General features: G+C 70.4%; 13 protein-coding genes and 1 tRNA gene. 6 read left to right on the plus strand and 8 right to left on the minus strand.

Going from position 1 to position 16,961, the window contains the following annotated elements; genetic code table 11:
* Nucleotides 1-95: 95 nt before the first annotated feature.
* From AB0G17_RS23705 to AB0G17_RS23715, 3 genes are all read left to right on the plus strand, one after another.
* On the plus strand, nt 96-1,484 hold the full coding sequence (locus tag AB0G17_RS23705) for a cystathionine beta-synthase (protein ID WP_361386182.1): 1,389 nt from the start codon (nt 96-98) through the stop codon (nt 1,482-1,484).
* A 576-nt stretch (nt 1,485-2,060) separates the two neighbouring features.
* A complete protein-coding gene (locus AB0G17_RS23710; RefSeq protein WP_361386185.1) occupies nt 2,061-3,281 on the plus strand; it encodes an acetyl-CoA C-acetyltransferase in 1,221 nt (406 codons plus the stop codon).
* 417 nt (nt 3,282-3,698) lie between these two features.
* Nucleotides 3,699-4,502: a hypothetical protein gene (locus tag AB0G17_RS23715; RefSeq protein WP_361386335.1), complete on the plus strand. Its 804-nt coding sequence runs from the start codon at nt 3,699-3,701 to the stop codon at nt 4,500-4,502.
* A 164-nt stretch (nt 4,503-4,666) separates the two neighbouring features.
* Here AB0G17_RS23715 and AB0G17_RS23720 read toward each other — a convergent pair whose 3' ends face one another.
* On the minus strand, nt 4,667-4,990 hold the full coding sequence (locus AB0G17_RS23720; protein ID WP_361386188.1) for a hypothetical protein: 324 nt from the start codon (nt 4,988-4,990) through the stop codon (nt 4,667-4,669).
* A 135-nt stretch (nt 4,991-5,125) separates the two neighbouring features.
* Between AB0G17_RS23720 and AB0G17_RS23725 the strand changes: the two genes are divergently transcribed.
* Nucleotides 5,126-5,356 (plus strand): DUF4287 domain-containing protein, encoded by a 231-nt coding sequence (locus AB0G17_RS23725; RefSeq protein ID WP_361386191.1) that lies wholly within the window; start codon nt 5,126-5,128, stop codon nt 5,354-5,356.
* A gap of 124 nt (nt 5,357-5,480) precedes the next feature.
* Here AB0G17_RS23725 and AB0G17_RS23730 read toward each other — a convergent pair whose 3' ends face one another.
* Entirely contained in the window at nt 5,481-6,353 is an 873-nt protein-coding gene (locus AB0G17_RS23730; protein WP_361386194.1) for a Bax inhibitor-1/YccA family protein, read from the minus strand.
* A 379-nt stretch (nt 6,354-6,732) separates the two neighbouring features.
* Nucleotides 6,733-6,814: transfer RNA gene (locus AB0G17_RS23735), tRNA-Leu, on the minus strand.
* A gap of 479 nt (nt 6,815-7,293) precedes the next feature.
* On the opposite strand from AB0G17_RS23735, the gene AB0G17_RS23740 reads away from it, so the two are divergent.
* On the plus strand, nt 7,294-8,064 hold the full coding sequence (locus tag AB0G17_RS23740; RefSeq protein ID WP_361386197.1) for an ABC transporter ATP-binding protein: 771 nt from the start codon (nt 7,294-7,296) through the stop codon (nt 8,062-8,064).
* 84 nt (nt 8,065-8,148) lie between these two features.
* Nucleotides 8,149-10,674, plus strand: coding sequence for an ABC transporter permease (locus AB0G17_RS23745; protein ID WP_361386200.1), 2,526 nt, complete (start codon nt 8,149-8,151; stop codon nt 10,672-10,674).
* A gap of 117 nt (nt 10,675-10,791) precedes the next feature.
* Here AB0G17_RS23745 and AB0G17_RS23750 read toward each other — a convergent pair whose 3' ends face one another.
* From AB0G17_RS23750 to AB0G17_RS23770, 5 genes are all read right to left on the minus strand, one after another.
* Nucleotides 10,792-12,018, minus strand: a complete 1,227-nt coding sequence (locus tag AB0G17_RS23750; RefSeq protein WP_361386203.1) for a phospholipase D-like domain-containing protein — start codon at nt 12,016-12,018, stop codon at nt 10,792-10,794.
* A 195-nt stretch (nt 12,019-12,213) separates the two neighbouring features.
* Complete coding sequence (locus AB0G17_RS23755) at nt 12,214-13,515, minus strand: cyclopropane-fatty-acyl-phospholipid synthase family protein (RefSeq protein ID WP_361386206.1); 1,302 nt, start codon at nt 13,513-13,515, stop codon at nt 12,214-12,216.
* Between the two features lie 225 nt (nt 13,516-13,740).
* A complete protein-coding gene (locus AB0G17_RS23760) occupies nt 13,741-15,126 on the minus strand; it encodes an NAD(P)/FAD-dependent oxidoreductase (protein WP_361386209.1) in 1,386 nt (461 codons plus the stop codon).
* Between the two features lie 380 nt (nt 15,127-15,506).
* Nucleotides 15,507-16,421: a Ppx/GppA phosphatase family protein gene (locus tag AB0G17_RS23765; protein ID WP_361386211.1), complete on the minus strand. Its 915-nt coding sequence runs from the start codon at nt 16,419-16,421 to the stop codon at nt 15,507-15,509.
* The gene (locus AB0G17_RS23770) at nt 16,418-16,954 is read right to left on the minus strand and encodes a DUF501 domain-containing protein (RefSeq protein ID WP_361386213.1); all 537 of its coding nucleotides are present in this window, start codon (nt 16,952-16,954) and stop codon (nt 16,418-16,420) included. Before AB0G17_RS23770 ends, AB0G17_RS23765 begins: the two co-directional genes overlap by 4 nt.
* Nucleotides 16,955-16,961 lie beyond the last annotated feature (7 nt).

The raw sequence follows: 16,961 nt of genomic DNA on the forward strand, positions 1-16,961 counted from the left end.
CGGTGACAGGTGTCGCTCAATCCCGCCGTGAGGTGAACGGGCGCTCGCTCTGCGCATACGCTGGCAAGACCATCACGGAGACCCCGGAGACAACGGTGCAATTCCACGACTCGATGATCAGCCTCGTCGGCAATACCCCGCTGGTGAAGCTCAACAGTGTGACCGCGGGCATCCAGGCGACCGTCCTGGCCAAGGTCGAGTACTTCAACCCGGGCGGCTCGGTCAAGGACCGGATCGCCGTCCGCATGATCGAAGCGGCCGAGCAGAGCGGCGCGCTCAAGCCCGGCGGCACGATCGTGGAGCCCACCTCGGGCAACACGGGCGTCGGTCTGGCGATCGTGGCCCAGCAGAAGGGCTACAAGTGCATCTTCGTCTGCCCGGACAAGGTGTCGCTCGACAAGATCAACGTCCTGCGGGCGTACGGGGCCGAGGTCGTCGTCTGCCCGACGGCGGTCGACCCCGAGCACCCGGACTCGTACTACAACGTCTCGGACCGCCTGGTGCGCGAGACGCCCGGTGCCTGGAAGCCGGACCAGTACAGCAACCCGAACAACCCGCGCTCGCACTACGAGACCACCGGTCCGGAGCTGTGGGAGCAGACGGACGGGAAGATCACGCACTTCGTCGCGGGCGTCGGCACCGGCGGCACGATCTCCGGCACCGGCAAGTACCTCAAGGAGGTCTCCGGCGGGGCCGTACGGATCGTCGGCGCGGACCCCGAGGGCTCGGTCTACAGCGGCGGCTCCGGCCGTCCGTACCTGGTCGAGGGCGTGGGCGAGGACTTCTGGCCGACGGCGTACGACCGTGAGGTCACGGACGAGATCGTCGCGGTCTCCGACAAGGACTCCTTCCAGATGACCCGCCGCCTCGCCAAGGAGGAGGGCCTGCTGGTGGGCGGCTCCTGCGGCATGGCGGTCGTGGCGGCGCTGCGGGTGGCGGAGGGCCTCGGCCCGGACGACGTGGTCGTCGTGCTCCTCCCCGACTCCGGCCGCGGCTACCTCTCCAAGATCTTCTCGGACGAGTGGATGGCCGGGCACGGCTTCCTGGAGGAGGCGGGCCCGTCGGCGCGCATCGGTGACGTCCTCGCCGACAAGGAGGGCGCGATGCCCTCGCTCGTCCACATGCACCCGGAGGAGACGGTCGGGGAGGCGATCGAGGTGCTGCGCGAGTACGGCGTCTCGCAGATGCCGATCGTCAAGCCCGGCGCGGGTCACCCCGACGTGATGGCCGCGGAGGTCATCGGCTCGGTGGTGGAGAAGGAGCTCCTGGCGGCCCTGTTCGCCCAGCGCGCGTCCCTCACCGACCCGCTGGAGAAGCACATGAGCGCGCCCCTGCCGCAGGTCGGCTCGGGCGAGCCGGTCGGCGAGCTGATGGCCGTCCTGGGCGAGGCGGACGCGGCGATCGTCCTGGTGGAAGGCAAGCCGACGGGTGTGGTGAGCCGACAGGACCTGCTGGCGTTCCTGGCCAAGGACGCGGCGAAGTAGCCCGACCGTTCAGTGCCCCCCACTGGGACTGCGCCCCAGCCCCCGCCACCCGCCTGCGGGCCCGGCGGGGACTGGCCGCGCTCGGTCGTCGGTCGGGCGCGGGTCGTGGGTGGCTGGTCGCGCAGTTCCCCGCGCCCCTAAAAGATGCGGGGTGCAGCAGCCGCAACCCCCTAAGGGGCGCGGGGAACTGCGCGAGCAACCCACCACCGACCCGCAGACGAACACCGGGCCAAAAAAAGGGGCGCGGGGAACTGCGCGAGCAACCCACCACCGACCCGCAGACAAACCCCGGGCCCAAAAGGAGCGCGGGGAACTGCGCGACCAGCCCACCACCGGCCCGCAGACACACAGAGGCCCGGGCCGAAGCCCCCCAGGGGTGGGGGCGCAGCCCCGGAGAGGGCGGCCGGGGCGCAGCCCCGGGAAACCACCTGAACCGCACCCCCGCACTGAGCGGGCGCTTAGAAAAGAGGCCCGCATCACACGCGCCCCCCGATGACCAACTCCGTACGTACGGGTAACTTCCCAGAGAGTCCCCGACATCTCTGAGCCCGTCCCGCCGCCCCCATGGAGCCCGTGATGCCCGAAGCCGTGATCGTTTCGACTGCTCGTTCCCCCATTGGCCGCGCCTTCAAGGGCTCGCTGAAGGACCTGCGCCCGGACGACCTCACCGCCACCATCATCCAGGCCGCGCTCGCCAAGATCCCCGAGCTCGACCCGCGCGACATCGACGACCTGATGCTCGGCTGCGGCCTCCCCGGCGGCGAGCAGGGCCACAACCTGGGCCGGATCGTGGCCGTGCAGATGGGCATGGACCACCTGCCGGGCTGCACGATCACCCGCTACTGTTCCTCCTCCCTCCAGACCTCCCGCATGGCGCTGCACGCCATCAAGGCCGGCGAGGGCGACGTCTTCATCTCGACCGGCGTCGAGATGGTCTCCCGCTCGGTCAACGGCTCCTCCGACGGGATGCCCGGCACCCACAACCCGTTCTTCGCCGAGGCCGAGGCCCGTACCGCCGCCGTCGCGGAGTCCGCCGGCGCCTCCTGGCACGACCCGCGCGAGGACGGCCTGATCCCCGACGCGTACATCGCGATGGGCCAGACCGCCGAGAACCTGGCGCGCGCCAAGGGCGTGACGCGCGCGGACATGGACGAGTTCGGCGTACGGTCCCAGAACCTCGCCGAGGAAGCCATCAAGAACGGCTTCTGGGAGCGCGAGATCACCCCGGTCACGACCCCGGACGGCACGGTCGTGTCGAAGGACGACGGGCCGCGCGCGGGCGTCACCGTCGAGGGCGTCCAGGGCCTCAAGCCCGTCTTCCGCCCCGACGGCCTTGTCACGGCGGGCAACTGCTGCCCGCTGAACGACGGCGCCGCCGCGCTCGTGATCATGTCCGACACCAAGGCCCGTGAGCTCGGCCTGACCCCGCTCGCGCGGATCGTCTCCACCGGCGTCACCGGCCTCTCGCCCGAGATCATGGGCCTCGGCCCGGTGGAGGCGTCGAAGCAGGCGCTCAAGCGCGCGGGCCTGACGGTCGGCGACATCGACCTCTTCGAGATCAACGAGGCCTTCGCCGCCCAGGTGATCCCGAGCTACCGCGACCTCGACATCCCGCTCGACAAGCTGAACGTCAACGGCGGCGCCATCGCCGTGGGCCACCCCTTCGGCATGACGGGCGCCCGCATCACCGGCACGCTCATCAACTCCCTCCAGTTCCACGACAAGCAGTTCGGCCTGGAGACGATGTGCGTGGGCGGCGGCCAGGGCATGGCCATGGTGATCGAGCGGCTGAGCTGAGCTGAGCTGAAGCGGGGGTAGGGGTCGCCTGAGGAACGACGGCGGCACCTGCCCGCAGCGGAAGCGCGGCGGAAGCGAAGCGGAACGCGACCGAGTCAGCGCGCGGCTGAGCTGACGAGGCCCTACCCTGCGGTGGGGGTACTTTTCGGCGCCCCGGCCGCGCCTCGGCGGGGTGACACCTTTCAGCACCGCTCCAACCCCGCCGCGTCCGGTTCGTGACCGAATCTCCCCCAGGATGTGATGTACGCCCCGGGGGAGAGGCATAACCGCAGGTCACAGTAGTTACGGGACTAAACCCCAGACACAAAGACCTGTCCATTTCGTGACGTAATGCACTGACACGGGGAGCGGGTCCACGACAAGCTGATGTAGGAAGTCGGGGAATCGTTTGAATCCGGGAGTAAGTCAGTGAGCGCCATGTCTCTTGCCCTGCTGCTGACCACGGCCGCTGCCACGGCCGTGGGCGCCGCTGCCCTGCACGCCGCCCACGGCCTGCGCAAGCAGGTCGTGGCGCTGCGCGCCGACCTCGCGGTCACGAACGCCGGCCGGTCCGCCACCGTGCCCCACCAGGCGCGCGGCACGGACACCCCGCTCGCGGAGATACGGGCGGCCGTCGCCGAGGCGCTCGCCGAGGAGCGGGAGCGCGAGCTCGCCGAGGCGCGGGCGTTCTGGGCCGCGCAGGAGACGCGGGACGCGGCGGACGCACCGTCGCTCCTGGGCGGCCTCGCGGGCCTCGGGGACGACGCGGCCCTGTTCCTCCCCCGGCAGGCCGACTTCGCCGGTCTGGAGGGCGGCCTGGAGGGCATGGAGCTGGGCGCCGAGCCGTACGAGGAGTTCCCCGAGGACTCCCCCGAGCTGGCCGCGGCCCGCCGCCGCCACCCCTCGCACCCGGACTTCGTCCCGGTCCAGACGTCGGTGGTGGCGGACCACGAGTCCACGGTCGAGCGCCTGGAGCAGCTGGCCGAGGCCCGCACGGCGCTGGCGGACGTACGCCCGGGCCCGCTCGGCACCCTCGACGTCTACGTCTTCGCCGACGGCACCACGCTGTGCATGACCCCCGGCCACCGCGAGACCTCCGAACGCCTCGCCGAGGCCCTGCGCGAGGGCGACACTCCGGTGCTGCTCGGCGGCTCGGGCATCTCGGGCGCGTACGCGCTGACGTTCTCGTGCGGCGAGGAGAGCGTGTACATCCTGGCGGACCGGGTCATCGCGTCGCTGTAGCCCCGGCCGACTACGCCTTGAGGGCGGCGACCTCCGCGACGCGCGGCGCGAGCTGCCGCACGGCCGGGGCCTCCCTGAACGGCCTCAGCCGCAGCCGCATCGTGTCGAAGTCCCCCCGGTACGGGACCAGAAAGCGTGACCCGAACGCGTGATCGGAGCCGCGTCTAACCGAACGCCCTCCCCATCGCCCCCTCCACAAGACCCACCGCCTCCGCGAGACCCTCCGCCGGCGCCGCCCCCACCCGCAGTGCCTCGGCCAAATCGCGGCCCGCCACCGCCACTTGGTCGGCCACCGCGAAGGCGCCCGCGTCCGGCATCACGCGCGGCTCGGCGGAGGGGGTCTCGGCGCGTTGGGCCCGGGTCGACAATTCCCTGGCCAGGGCGAGGGCTTCGGTCGCCGCGCCACGGCGCAGGCGGCTCTCGGGGGCGGCGCGCAGGCGGTCGGCGAAGCGGTCCACGGCGGCGAGGAGCGGGGTCACATCAAGCACGCCGCGACCCTACGCGCCGCCCCGGGACTGTTGCCAATACGCGAACACTCAGGCACGGTGACGTGAAGGACCATCCCCGACGTTCTCGGCTCCGTCCGGGCAGGGGACCCCCAGGCAATGCGTCCGGAGGCGCCGATGTCCCAACTCTTCTCCGAAGAAACCCATCGCAACCTGCTCTCCCGCATCCCCCATTGCACCGGTCGTGAAGTCTCCGACTGGCTTCGCACCGTCGACGAAGGCCCTTCCCTCGTACGGTTCGAGGAGAAGGTCAGCTGGCTCCGGAGCGAGCACGATCTCGCCTACGGCCACGCCAAGGCGATCATCCACGAGTACGACCTGAGGCGGGCCGCGCGCCGCCTCATCTAGGAAGGGAACCCCAACCCCCCCTGCTGAACCACGCCGGCGTGCCACCTCGGCACCCCCGGCACAACGCGGAGGGGCCCGCCCCGGCTGCTGCCGGGACGGGCCCCTCCCCACTGCCTTACGGGCGTCAGTCGTCGCCCTGGAGGATCGCCACCAGTCGCAGCATCTCCATGTAGATCCAGACGAGCGCCATGGTCAGGCCGAACGCGGCCAGCCACGACTCCTCGCGCGGGGCACCGTACGTGATGCCGTCCTCGATCTGCTTGAAGTCCAGCGTCAGGTAGAAGCAGCCGATCAGGATGGCGAGTACGCCGACCGCGAAGCCGAGCGGGCCGAAGCTGCGCAGGCCCCCGCCGTCGGCGCCGCCGAAGGCGACCACCAGCAGGTTGACCGCCATCACCAGGACGAACGCGATGGCGATGGTCATGCCGATGCGCGCGTACCGCGCGGTCACGCGGACCCAGCGCTGCTTGTACGCGAACAGGGTTGCGCCGGAGACCGCCAGCGTGCCCAGGACCGCCTGGAAGGGCGCGCCGGACCAGCGCTCGTTGTACATCTCGCTGATCACGCCGAGGAAGACGCCCTCGAACGCCGCGTAACCAATGATCAGCGCGGGGACGGGCTTCGCCTTGAACGACTGGACCATCGCGAGGACGAACGCCACCAGGCCGGCACCGATCGCCAGCCCGTAGCTGGTCGAGGAGACCGGCAGAAGGGCCCAGGCGAGGGCCGCGCCCGCGGCCACCACGCCCAGCGTGATCGCGGTCCGCGAGACGACGTCGTCCATCGTCATCACGGCGCCGCGGGCCGGGGCCTGGGGGGCGCCGTACTGCGTGTCCTGCTGGGCGTAGGGATTCGTCGCGTACGGGTTCGTCGCGTACGGGTTCGTCGGTGCCTGCGCGTACGGGTTGCCCCCGGCCTGCGGCGCGGTGTTGAAGCCCGCGTAGCCGTTGTCGCGGCTGAACCCCCGTCGCGAGAAGACCGGGTTGCTGCTCCTCATCTCACTCCTCCATGGCCGCCGTGCGCGGCCTTGACGTCAAGGGTAATGGGAAAGCAAAACAATCACCCTAGTGCTCTGGGAGGATCTTTCCTCGCCAGGCGAGACGTACACCAGGGGGTCCGCCGTCACAAGAGTGCCACGGGTGGAGGTGAGTGGGGTGTGAGGTGCGGCGCCCGAGGCGGGAGCGGGTCGCCCGGGGGCGGGGCCGGAGCGGGCCGCGGGGCGGGCGCGGTCCGGCGGGGGCGCGGTCCGGCGGGGCGCGGGAACTGTTTACCCACGCGTCACCCATTCGCCGGTAATCCGGCCGTGCCGGCCGCCCGCGCTCGTTCTGTCCGCCGAATTATCGGTTCTTCCACCTCTCGCCGGAGGGGGCGAGAGGTGCCCGGAGCCGGACTTGAACCGGCACGGCCCTAGGGCCAGCGAGGTTTAAGCTCGCCGTGTCTGCATTCCACCATCCGGGCTGGTCGCGCGGTTCCTACGTTCGCCCGAAGAGCCTATCGGGACGGCTCCCCCGCACGGCGGAACGATGGCCGATGTTGTCTTATTTTATTGACGCTTGAGGGTGCGTCAGACCGGCCCGAAGCGCTGCGGCACATGCCGGAGGCGGTTGGCAGGCATACCGGTCAGCCGAACTGTGCGTAACGGAATGACGCGAATTCGACTCCCCGCTCCCCTCCTTCTGCTCTCCCCGCTCCCCTCCTTCTCCTCTCCCCGATCCCCTTCCTCTCCCCGCCCTCTCCTCGCCCTCTCCCGGACCGCCCGTGACGCCTCGTCGGCCGGGGGCGCCTCAGGGGTCGTGTCATACCGGAGGAGGAGGCGGGCGGCGCCCGTATAAGACTCAAGATGGCCCGGGAACGGGCACAGCGGCTGACGTTCCGGGGGGTCGGCGGCATCGAGGATGGAGGAGTCCCCAGTTCCGCCTTCCGACAGGAGTCCTCCGTTGACCTCCACCCCCACCGCACACCGCGCCACCGCGGTGGCCGCCCGCGCCACTGAGCTGTCGAAGGTCTACGGCTCGGGCGAGACCCAGGTGGTCGCGCTCGACCGGGTGACGGTCGACTTCCGCCAGGGCGAGTTCACCGCGATCATGGGCCCCTCGGGCTCCGGCAAGTCCACGCTGATGCACTGCGTGGCCGGGCTCGACTCGTTCAGCTCCGGGTCGGTCCGCATAGGCGAGACCGAGCTCGGCTCGCTCAAGGACAAGCAGCTGACCCAGCTGCGCCGGGACAAGATCGGCTTCATCTTCCAGGCGTTCAACCTGCTTCCCACGCTGACCGCGGCCGAGAACATCACGCTGCCGATGGACATCGCGGGCCGCAAGCCCAACAAGGAGTGGCTGCAGCAGGTCATCGACATGGTGGGGCTGTCCGGGCGCCTCTCGCACCGGCCCACCCAGCTCTCCGGCGGCCAGCAGCAGCGCGTGGCCGTGGCCCGCGCGCTCGCCTCCCAGCCCGAGATCATCTTCGGTGACGAGCCGACCGGAAACCTGGACTCGCGCTCGGGCGCGGAGGTCCTCGGCTTCCTGCGCAACTCGGTGCGCGAGCTCGGCCAGACCGTGGTCATGGTCACGCACGACCCGGTCGCCGCCTCCTACGCGGACCGCGTGATCTTCCTCGCCGACGGCCGCGTCGTCGACGAGATGCTCCACCCGAGCGCCGACGGCGTCCTCGACCGCATGAAGGAGTTCGACGCGAAGGGGCGTACGAGCTGATCAGCGGGCCCACCGGGCCCCAGCCCCTCCCCCCCCCTGCCGCGCCCTTGTGGACCGAACCCCTCCAGGACTGAGAAAAGCCCCATGTTCAAAACCGCCCTGCGCAACGTGCTCGCGCACAAGGCCAGGCTGCTGATGACCGTGCTCGCCGTGATGCTCGGCGTGGCCTTCGTCTCCGGCACCCTCGTCTTCACCGACACCCTCAAGAGCGCCTTCAAGAACCAGTCGGCCAAGAGCTACGACAACGTGGCCGTCGCCGTTTCCTCGTACGGGAGCGGTGACGACAAGGACGACCCCGGCGTCAGCAGGCAGACCGTCAAGAAGATCGAGGCCCTGGACGGGGTCGCCTCCGTCAACGGGCGCGTCGACGGCTTCGCCGGCGTGGCCGACAAGCACGGCAAGCTGATCGGTCAGGGCTGGGCCAACAAGGGCGGCAACTACTCCCCCGGCAAGGACGGCAAGGACCCGGCGTACACCTTCACCCAGGGCTCCGGGCCGGTCCAGGACGGGCAGATCGGGCTCGACAAGGACACCGCGTCCAAGGGCGGCTACCAGGTCGGCGACCGGGTGCGGGTGGCCACCAACGGGCCGGTGAAGACGTACACCCTCTCGGGTGTCTTCACCACCGAGGACGGCGGGGTCAACGCCGGCGGCAGCCTCGTCCTGTTCGACACCAAGGTCGCCCAGCAGCTCTACCTCAAGCCCGGCTTCTTCGAGAACGTCAACATCTCGGCCACCCCCGGCGCCGACGCGCAGAAGATCCTCGACGAGGTCCTCCCGCTGATCCCCGAGCACGCCACGGCCAGGACCGGCCAGGCGCTCGCGGACCAGGAGGCGGACGACATCGAGGAGGGGCTCGGCGCGCTCAACAACACGCTGCTCGCCTTCGCCGCCATCGCGCTCTTCGTCGGTGTCTTCCTGATCTCCAACACCTTCACCATGCTGGTCGCCCAGCGCACCAAGGAGCTGGCCCTGATGCGCGCGGTGGGCGCCTCGCGCTCCCAGGTGCGGCGCTCGGTCCTCACCGAGGCGCTGGTGGTCGGCGTGACCGCGTCCGCGATCGGCTTCGGCCTGGGCATCGCCCTCGCGGCCGGGCTGCGCTCCGCGATGTCCGCGTTCGACATGAAGGTCCCGGGCGGCTCCCTGATCGTCTCGGCCACCCCGGTGATCGCCGCGCTCACGGTCGGCGTCCTGGTGACCCTGATCGCCGCCCTGCTGCCCGCCTGGCGCGCCGCGAAGATCCCGCCGGTGGCGGCGATGAACAGCGTGCACGCGGTCGCCACCACCAAGTCCCTGGTCGTACGGAACACGATCGGCGCGATCGTCACGCTGCTCGGCGCCGGCGCGGTCCTGTCGGGCGCCGCGAAGGGCAAGGACGGCAAGACCATGATCGCCGCGGGCGCCTTCCTGGCGCTGGTCGGCATCATCATCCTGATCCCGCTGCTCTCCCGCCCGGTCATCGCGCTGGTCCGCCCGGCGCTGGCCAAGGTGTTCGGCGTCTCCGGCAAGCTGGCCAGCCAGAACGCGGTGCGCAACCCGCGCCGCACCGGCGCCACCGCCTCCGCGCTCGCCATCGGCCTCACCCTGGTCACCGGTCTGTCGGTGCTCGGCATCACGCTGGGCAAGGCCATCGACAAGACGACGACGGACAACATCAAGGCCGACTACATGGTCCAGATGGCGAGCGGCGGCGACCTGGACAAGTCCGTGGTGCCGGAGCTGCGCAAGGCCCCGGGCGTCCGCGCGGTCTCGCCGCACCAGTCCTCGTACCTGAAGCTGGACGGCTCCCACCGCGAGGTCTCCGGCGTGACGCCGGGCGACGTCGAGCAGGTGCTGCGCGTCGAGGCGGTCTCCGGCTCGCTCGCGACGCTGGGCAAGGGGCAGATCGCGGTCGACGACGAGACCGCGAAGAAGCACGGCTGGAAGCCCGGCACCACGCTGCCCGTCGAGTTCAACGACGACAAGAAGACGACGCTCACCGTGGGCGCGGTCTTCAAGAAGCAGGACTTCCTCTCCTCGGTGCTGGCGCCGACCTCGCTGCTCGACCCGCACGAGACCCGGCCGTTGATCCGCCAGGTCTTCGTGAAGATGGACGGCGGCGCCACCTCGGCCCATGAGCAGGCGCTGGTCAACGCCCTCGGCGACAACCCGGCGATCAGCTTCATGGACAAGAAGGACATCCGCGACGCGTTCGGCGGCATGATCAACATGCTCCTGAACATCATGTACGGGCTGCTCGCGATGGCGCTGATCATCGCGGTCCTGGGCGTCGTCAACACGCTGGCCATGTCGGTCTTCGAGCGCCAGCAGGAGATCGGGATGCTGCGGGCGATCGGCCTGGAGCGCGGCAAGGTCAAGCGCATGATCCGCCTGGAGGCGATCGTCATCTCGCTCTTCGGCGCGCTGATCGGCGTGGGCCTCGGCACCTTCCTGGCCTGGGCCATCGGCCAGACCATCAAGGGCTCCATCCCGGCGTACGCGCTGGTGATCCCGTGGGACAGGATCGGGCTCTTCCTGGTCCTGGCGGGCCTGGTGGGCGTACTGGCCGCGCTCTGGCCGGCCCGCAGCGCCGCCCGGTTGAACATGCTGACGGCGATCAAGACGGAGTAGTCGGCGCCTCGGACGTCGGCGCCTCGGACGTCAGCGCCTGGGACGTCAGCGCCTCGGACGTACGAGAAGGGCCGGATCCCCTGCTGGAGGGGGTCCGGCCCTTCGTGCGTGTACGCGTCAGCTGCCGGCGCAGTACGACATCAGCGTGTCGTGGTTGGCCTTGAACTGGTCGTAGATCGCGTCGTCATTGATCTTCAGGATGGTCTCGTCGTTGGAGCGCAGCGCCTGCCACGAGTAGTTGTGGCTGCCGGTCCAGACGACCTTCTCGTTGGCGACACCCTCGTACGTACCGTTGACCAGCAGGTACTTGGAGTGGATGCCGATGTTGGTGGTGTGTCCGGCGGGCGGGGTCTCCCAGCACTCGACGCGCCCGGTGAGCTGGCCGTAGAGGATCGACTCGACGGTCTTGCCCATCGACGGGACGCCCGTGCCGCCGCCGTTGGGGTTGGCGTCGGCCGCGAGGTAGACCTTGCAGCCCGCGTCCACCATCGAGGCGAGCTTGGTGGCGATCTGGTCGCGGTAGAAGAGGTTGGCCGCCATCCGCACCTCGGAGTGCTGGGTGGAGGAGCAGGTGACCTTGTCGAGGATCAGCTTGACCGTGTCGGTGGCCGGGTCCGTGGAGTAGGTCGTCCCGGACGTCTCCTTGCGGGGGAAGAAGTACGTCTTGTAGTTCGGGTTGGTCGAACTGATCGGCGTCGAGTAGTAGTTGTTGTTGCTGGTGCCCGAGGAGCCGTTCGTCACCTGGTCGTTGAAGTACGCCTGGTAGTTGGCGTAGAGACCGGCGTCGACCAGGGTGACGGCGTTGTTGAAGAGGTCGGTGCGCTGGGTGCCCGACATGTTGGCCGAAGTCTGCACGACGACGTTGTCCGCGCCTCCCGTGTGGGAGAAGAGGAAGAACTTGTTGTGGTTGATCGAGCCGTCGTCGCCGGAGTTGAGCTTGCGGTTGGCGATACAGGCGCGGCCCTGCGGGCAGGACAGGATCCAGGACGCCTTGGTGCGGTCGGTGCCGAGCGCCGCGGCCAGGTTCTCGTACTCGCCGCCCTTGGTCAGCTCGCTGCCGTCGGGGTTGAAGTTGTGCGACTTGTAGTCGACGACGAGCTTCACGGCGACGCCGCGGTCCTTCGCGGCGATCAGCGCGGTGCGCAGGACGTCGTCGGTGAAGGTGTACATCGACATCTGGATGGTGCTGCCCGCGGGGGCGTCGTTCACCAGCGAGACGACGTAGTCGCGGATCTTGTCCTGCTCGGCGGTGGGGCCCGAGGGGTCGTTGAAGATCGCGCCGTTGGCGACGGTGACGGTGTCGGCGGAAGCCGAGGTCGCGCCCGGTCCGGCGAAAACGGACATCACGGCAACGGCCAAGCCGAGGAGCCAGGTTCTGCGGTGGCGGTGCACACGACCTCCCATAAGCGGCATATACATGACAATCCGGACGCCATGATCCGCCGCCCGGGGTTGCCGAACGTATCATTCCGCCTGCGCGGCGATGGGGGCTGGTCGCTCGCATGCGGCGGAGCCGCACATCGATACAGCCCCGCGCCCCTACGGGGCGCTCCCCCACCTCCGTGCCCGCAGCGGCATCCCCGAAGTCCCGCCCTCCGGGGTCTTCACCGCCAGGATCTGGTTGACCCCGATCCGGTTGCGCTCGAAGGACAGCGCGGAGGCGGCCATGTAGAGCCGCCAGACACGGGCCCGGCCGGGGCTGGTCAGCCGCACCGCCCGCTCCCAGCCCGCCTCCAGATTGGCGACCCACTGACGCAGGGTCAGCGCGTAGTGCTCGCGGATGGCCTCCACGTCGCGCGCCTCGAACCCGGCGTCCTCCAGGGTCGACAGGGTCCGCCCGAGCGGGGCCAGCTCGCCGTCGGGGAAGACGTACGCGTCGATGAACTCGTCCACGTGGTACGCCGCTTCGTCCCCCTCGGGGCGCCGCGCGATCTGGTGGTTGAGCAGGCGCCCGCCGTCCTTCAGCAGGGCGTACAGATCGTCCGCGTACTCCCGGTAGCGCACGGAGCCGACGTGCTCGGCCATCCCGATCGAGGAGATCGCGTCGTACGGCCCGTCGCGCACGTCCCGGTAGTCCTGCACCCGGATCTCGATCCGGTCGGCCAGGCCCTCCTCGGCGATGCGCTTGCGGGCGTAGGCGGCCTGTTCGGCGCTGAGCGTGATGCCGACGACGTGGGCGCCGTGGTGGCGGGCGGCGTGCAGGGCCATCGAGCCCCAGCCGCAGCCGACGTCGAGCAGTCGGTCGCCCTCCCCCAGGCCGAGCTTGCGGCAGATCAGCTCCAGCTTGTCGCGCTGGGCCTCCTCCAGGGTGGCGTCCGGGCTCTCCCAGTACGCGCACGAGTAGACCATCGACGGGCCGAGCACCAGCTCGTAGAAGGCGTTGCCCACGTCGTAGTGGTGGCTGACGGCCTGCTTGTCGCGGCGTCTGGTGTGCAGACGGCCGGTGCGGCGGCGCAGCTCCTCGGCGGGCGGGGCGGGCGGCGGCAGGGGCCCGGCGAGCCGCAGCAGCTCGCGGGCGGCGGCCCGCAGCCTCGGGTCGCGTACGGGATGGACGGCGTCCTTGGGCTCGGCGCCGCGGTCCCAGATCAGGCCGGCCATCAGGTCGAGGGTCAGATAGAGGTCGCCCTCGATGTCGAGCTCGCCGGCCACCCAGGCGCGCACGAGGCCGAGTTCGCCCGGCTTCCACAGCAGTCTGCGCAGGGCGCGGCGGTGGCGCAGGACCACCACCGGGGCGCCCGGCGGGCCCGCCTCGCTGCCGTCCCAGGCGCGGATGCGGACCGGAAGGTCCTCGCCCAGGAGCTCGCCGGCGAGAGCGGTCAGCCGCGTCGCGGCGTCGGCCATGGCGCACACCTCCGTGAAGTCGACCCCACACGTGCCCACACGTGCCGCCACGTGCCCGGCACCCCGGACAAGATTGCCCCGGGCACCGGCCCTACCGCTACAGCGCCACGGGCGTACATCGGCGGCGCGAAGGTGACGCCGCCCCGGGGGGGCACACGCCGAAGGGGCCGCCCGCACCACGGATGGCGGGCGGCCCCTTCGGGACGTGCTGAGCGGTGACCTGGGTCAGGAGGCCTTGGCCTTCTCCTCGACCTTGTCCTTCGCGGCCGGGGCCGGAGCGGGCTTGGCGGCCTCGTAGAACTCCTCGCGCGGCGACTCCATGGCGCCGAGCGAGACGACCTCGCGCTTCAGGAACATCGCGAGCGTCCAGTCGGCGAAGACGCGGATCTTGCGGTTCCAGGTGGGCACGGCGAGACCGTGGTAGCCACGGTGCATGTACCAGGCGAGACGGCCCTTGAGCTTGATCTTCATCTTGCCCATGACGATCATCGCGACGCCCTTGTGGAGGCCGAGGCCCGCCACCGCGCCCTTGTTGGCGTGCGCGTACTCCTTCTGCGGGAAGCCCCGCATGCCGGAGACCACGTTGTCGCCGAGGACCTTGGCCTGGCGCAGCGCGTGCTGGGCGTTCGGCGGGCACCAGGCGTTCTCGACGCCGGCCTTGCGGGCGGCGAGGTCCGGGACCTGGGCGTTGTCGCCCGCGGCCCAGATGTAGTCGCTGCCCTGGACCTGGAGGGTCGGGGCGGTGTCGACGTGGCCGCGCGGGCCGAGCGGCAGGCCGAAGCGGGCCAGCGCCGGGTTGGGCTTGACGCCCGCGGTCCACACGATGGTGTTGGAGTCGACCTCAAGGCCGTTCTTCAGCACGACGTGGCCGTCGACGCAGGAGTCCATCGAGGTCGAGAGGTAGATCTCGACACCGCGGCCCTCGAGGTGCTCCTTGCCCCACTTGCCGAGCTGCGGCCCGACCTCGGGGAGGATCTTGTCGGCGGCGTCGACCAGGATGAAGCGCATGTCCTCGCGCTTCACGTTGGTGTAGTACTTGGCCGCGTCGCGGGCCATGTCCTCGACCTCGCCGATCGTCTCGGCGCCGGCGAAGCCACCACCCACGAAGACGAAGGTCAGCGCCTTGCGGCGGACGTCCTCGTCGGTCGTGGAGTCGGCCATGTCCAGCTGCTCCAGGACGTGGTTGCGCAGCCCGATGGCCTCCTCGACGCCCTTCATACCGATGCCCTGCTCGGCGAGGCCGGGGATCGGGAAGGTGCGGGAGACCGCGCCGAGGGCGACGACCAGGTAGTCGAAGGGCAGCTCGTAGGCCTCGCCGACGAGCGGCGCGACCGTGGCGACCTTGCGGTCCTGGTCGATGCTGGTGACACGGCCGGTGAGCACCTCGGCTCCGCGCACGACGCGTCGCAGCGGGACGACGACGTGGCGCGGGGAGATGCTGCCTGCGGCGGCTTCGGGGAGGAAGGGCTGGTACGTCATGTACGACCGCGGGTCGACGACCGTGACGGTCGCCTCGGCGTAGCGCATCTTCTTGAGAATGCGCCGTGCCGCGTACAGGCCTACGTACCCACCGCCTACGACGAGGATTCGGGGACGCTCCGTGGTGCTCATGCCATCGAGTATCCACCCCCCTCGGGGGCCTCGCTCGTGCGCCCCTTCACAAGGTCCTACGGGGCCTCTGCTACACTCCGCCACCCACGTGACCGAGGTCATGGCGCCGTGAGGGAACCAAGGTATAAGGGAGAACGTTCTCCACCCCGTCTGAACTGGCCCTCACACCCGCGCACGGCCTAGACCACTGGGCTGTGACACACGCGCGTAACATACGCCCCAGCCCCTGAATCGCGCCCCGTTGAGCCCTCACACCTACAGAAGTGAGGCCCTGGGCCCCCGAAAAGGCCCAACCGGCGGGTTTTCCTTGTGAAGAACTTCACGAACTTTCTTGCGAGGGGTGTCCCGGAGGGCCTTCCAGGGGCCCTCCGGGAGCGGTTTCAGGCGATCGACCAGGCGATTCCGTCGAGGATGTCGTGCTCGCTGACCACGACCTCGGACGCGCCCGTGCGGTCCATGACGGACAGCAGGACCAGTGCGCCCGCCGCGATCACGTCGACGCGGCCCGGGTGCAGGACCGGGATCGCCGTGCGCTCCTCGTGGGTGGAGGCGAGCAGGCGGTCGGTGACCCGCTTGACCTCGTCGTAGGAGATACGGGCGTGGTGGATCGCCGTCGAGTCGTACGCGGGCAGGTCGAGGGCGATCGCGGCCACCGTCGTCACCGAGCCGGCCAGGCCCACCAGGGTGCGGGGCTCGCGGAGCGGGACCGTTCGCTCGGCCTCGTCCAGGGCCGCCTCCACGTCCGCCCTTATCGCCGCGATCTGCTCGGGCGTGGCCGGGTCGCCGGGGTGGTGACGTTCGGTCATCCGGACGCAGCCCACGTCCACGGAGCGGGCCGCGCGGACGTGCTCGGAGCCGACCACGAACTCCGTCGAGCCGCCGCCGATGTCGACCACCAGGTAGTCGCCGCCGGAGTGGAGCTCCTTGGTGGCGCCGGTGAAGGAGAACTCGGCCTCCTGGTCGCCGGTGATCACCTCGGGCTCGACGCCCAGGATGTCCAGGATGCCCTGGACGAACTCGTCCCGGTTCTCGGCGTCGCGCGAGGCCGAGGTGGCCACGAAACGGACGCGCTCGGCGCCGAACTCCTTGATGACCGCCGCGTACTCGCGGCAGGCCGCGAAGGTGCGCTCCAGCGCCTCGGGGGCGAGGCGGCCGGTGCGGTCCACGCCCTGGCCGAGGCGGACGATCGTCATCCGGCGGTCCAGGTCGACGAGTTCACCGGTCTGCGGGTCCGCGTCGGCGACCAGGAGGCGGATCGAGTTCGTACCGCAGTCGATGGCGGCGACCCGGGTCACTTCGTCTCCTCCCCCGGCACGCAGGGGGTGACGCACGGGCCCTTCGCCCACCACTCGGGCAGCATCGCGATCGCCTCGTCGCCCAGCGGGTTCACGCCCGGCCCGGCCGCCAACGAGTGGCCGACCAGGACGTGCAGGCACTTCACGCGGTCCGGCATGCCGCCCGCGCTCGGGAAGCCCTCCAGGACCTCGATGGCGTCGCGGCGGGCGATGTAGTCCTCGTGGGCGGCGCGGTAGGCCGCGGCCAGCTCGGGGTCCGTCGCCAGGCGCTCCGACATCTCCTTCATGACGCCGTTGGCTTCCAGCGTGCCGATCGCCGACGCCGCCCGCGGGCAGGTCAGGTAGTACGTCGTCGGGAACGGCGTGCCGTCGGGCAGCCGGGGGGCCGTCTCGACCACGTCCGGGTTGCCGCACGGGCAGCGGTGCGCGATCGCGCGCAGCCCGCGCGGCGGGCGGCCCAGCTGCTCCTGGAAGGCGGCGATGTCCGCGTCGGTCGGCTCGGTGCGGGGCGTCTGGGGCGGGGGCGTTTCCATCGCGGTG

The sequence above is a fragment of the Streptomyces sp. NPDC023838 genome (assembly GCF_040639555.1).
Lineage (GTDB): Bacteria > Actinomycetota > Actinomycetes > Streptomycetales > Streptomycetaceae > Streptomyces.

What these genes read in the sequence shown, in the direction of transcription:
- AB0G17_RS23710 (WP_361386185.1), top strand. Translation starts at nt 2,061, where the DNA reads ATGCCCGAAGCCGTGATCGTTTCGACTGCTCGTTCCCCCATTGGCCGC.
- AB0G17_RS23715 (WP_361386335.1), top strand. Translation starts at nt 3,699, where the DNA reads ATGTCTCTTGCCCTGCTGCTGACCACGGCCGCTGCCACGGCCGTGGGC.
- AB0G17_RS23725 (WP_361386191.1), top strand. Translation starts at nt 5,126, where the DNA reads ATGTCCCAACTCTTCTCCGAAGAAACCCATCGCAACCTGCTCTCCCGC.
- AB0G17_RS23730 (WP_361386194.1), bottom strand. Translation starts at nt 6,353, where the DNA reads ATGAGGAGCAGCAACCCGGTCTTCTCGCGACGGGGGTTCAGCCGCGAC.
- AB0G17_RS23745 (WP_361386200.1), top strand. Translation starts at nt 8,149, where the DNA reads ATGTTCAAAACCGCCCTGCGCAACGTGCTCGCGCACAAGGCCAGGCTG.
- AB0G17_RS23750 (WP_361386203.1), bottom strand. Translation starts at nt 12,018, where the DNA reads ATGTCCGTTTTCGCCGGACCGGGCGCGACCTCGGCTTCCGCCGACACC.
- AB0G17_RS23755 (WP_361386206.1), bottom strand. Translation starts at nt 13,515, where the DNA reads ATGGCCGACGCCGCGACGCGGCTGACCGCTCTCGCCGGCGAGCTCCTG.
- AB0G17_RS23760 (WP_361386209.1), bottom strand. Translation starts at nt 15,126, where the DNA reads ATGAGCACCACGGAGCGTCCCCGAATCCTCGTCGTAGGCGGTGGGTAC.
- AB0G17_RS23770 (WP_361386213.1), bottom strand. Translation starts at nt 16,954, where the DNA reads ATGGAAACGCCCCCGCCCCAGACGCCCCGCACCGAGCCGACCGACGCG.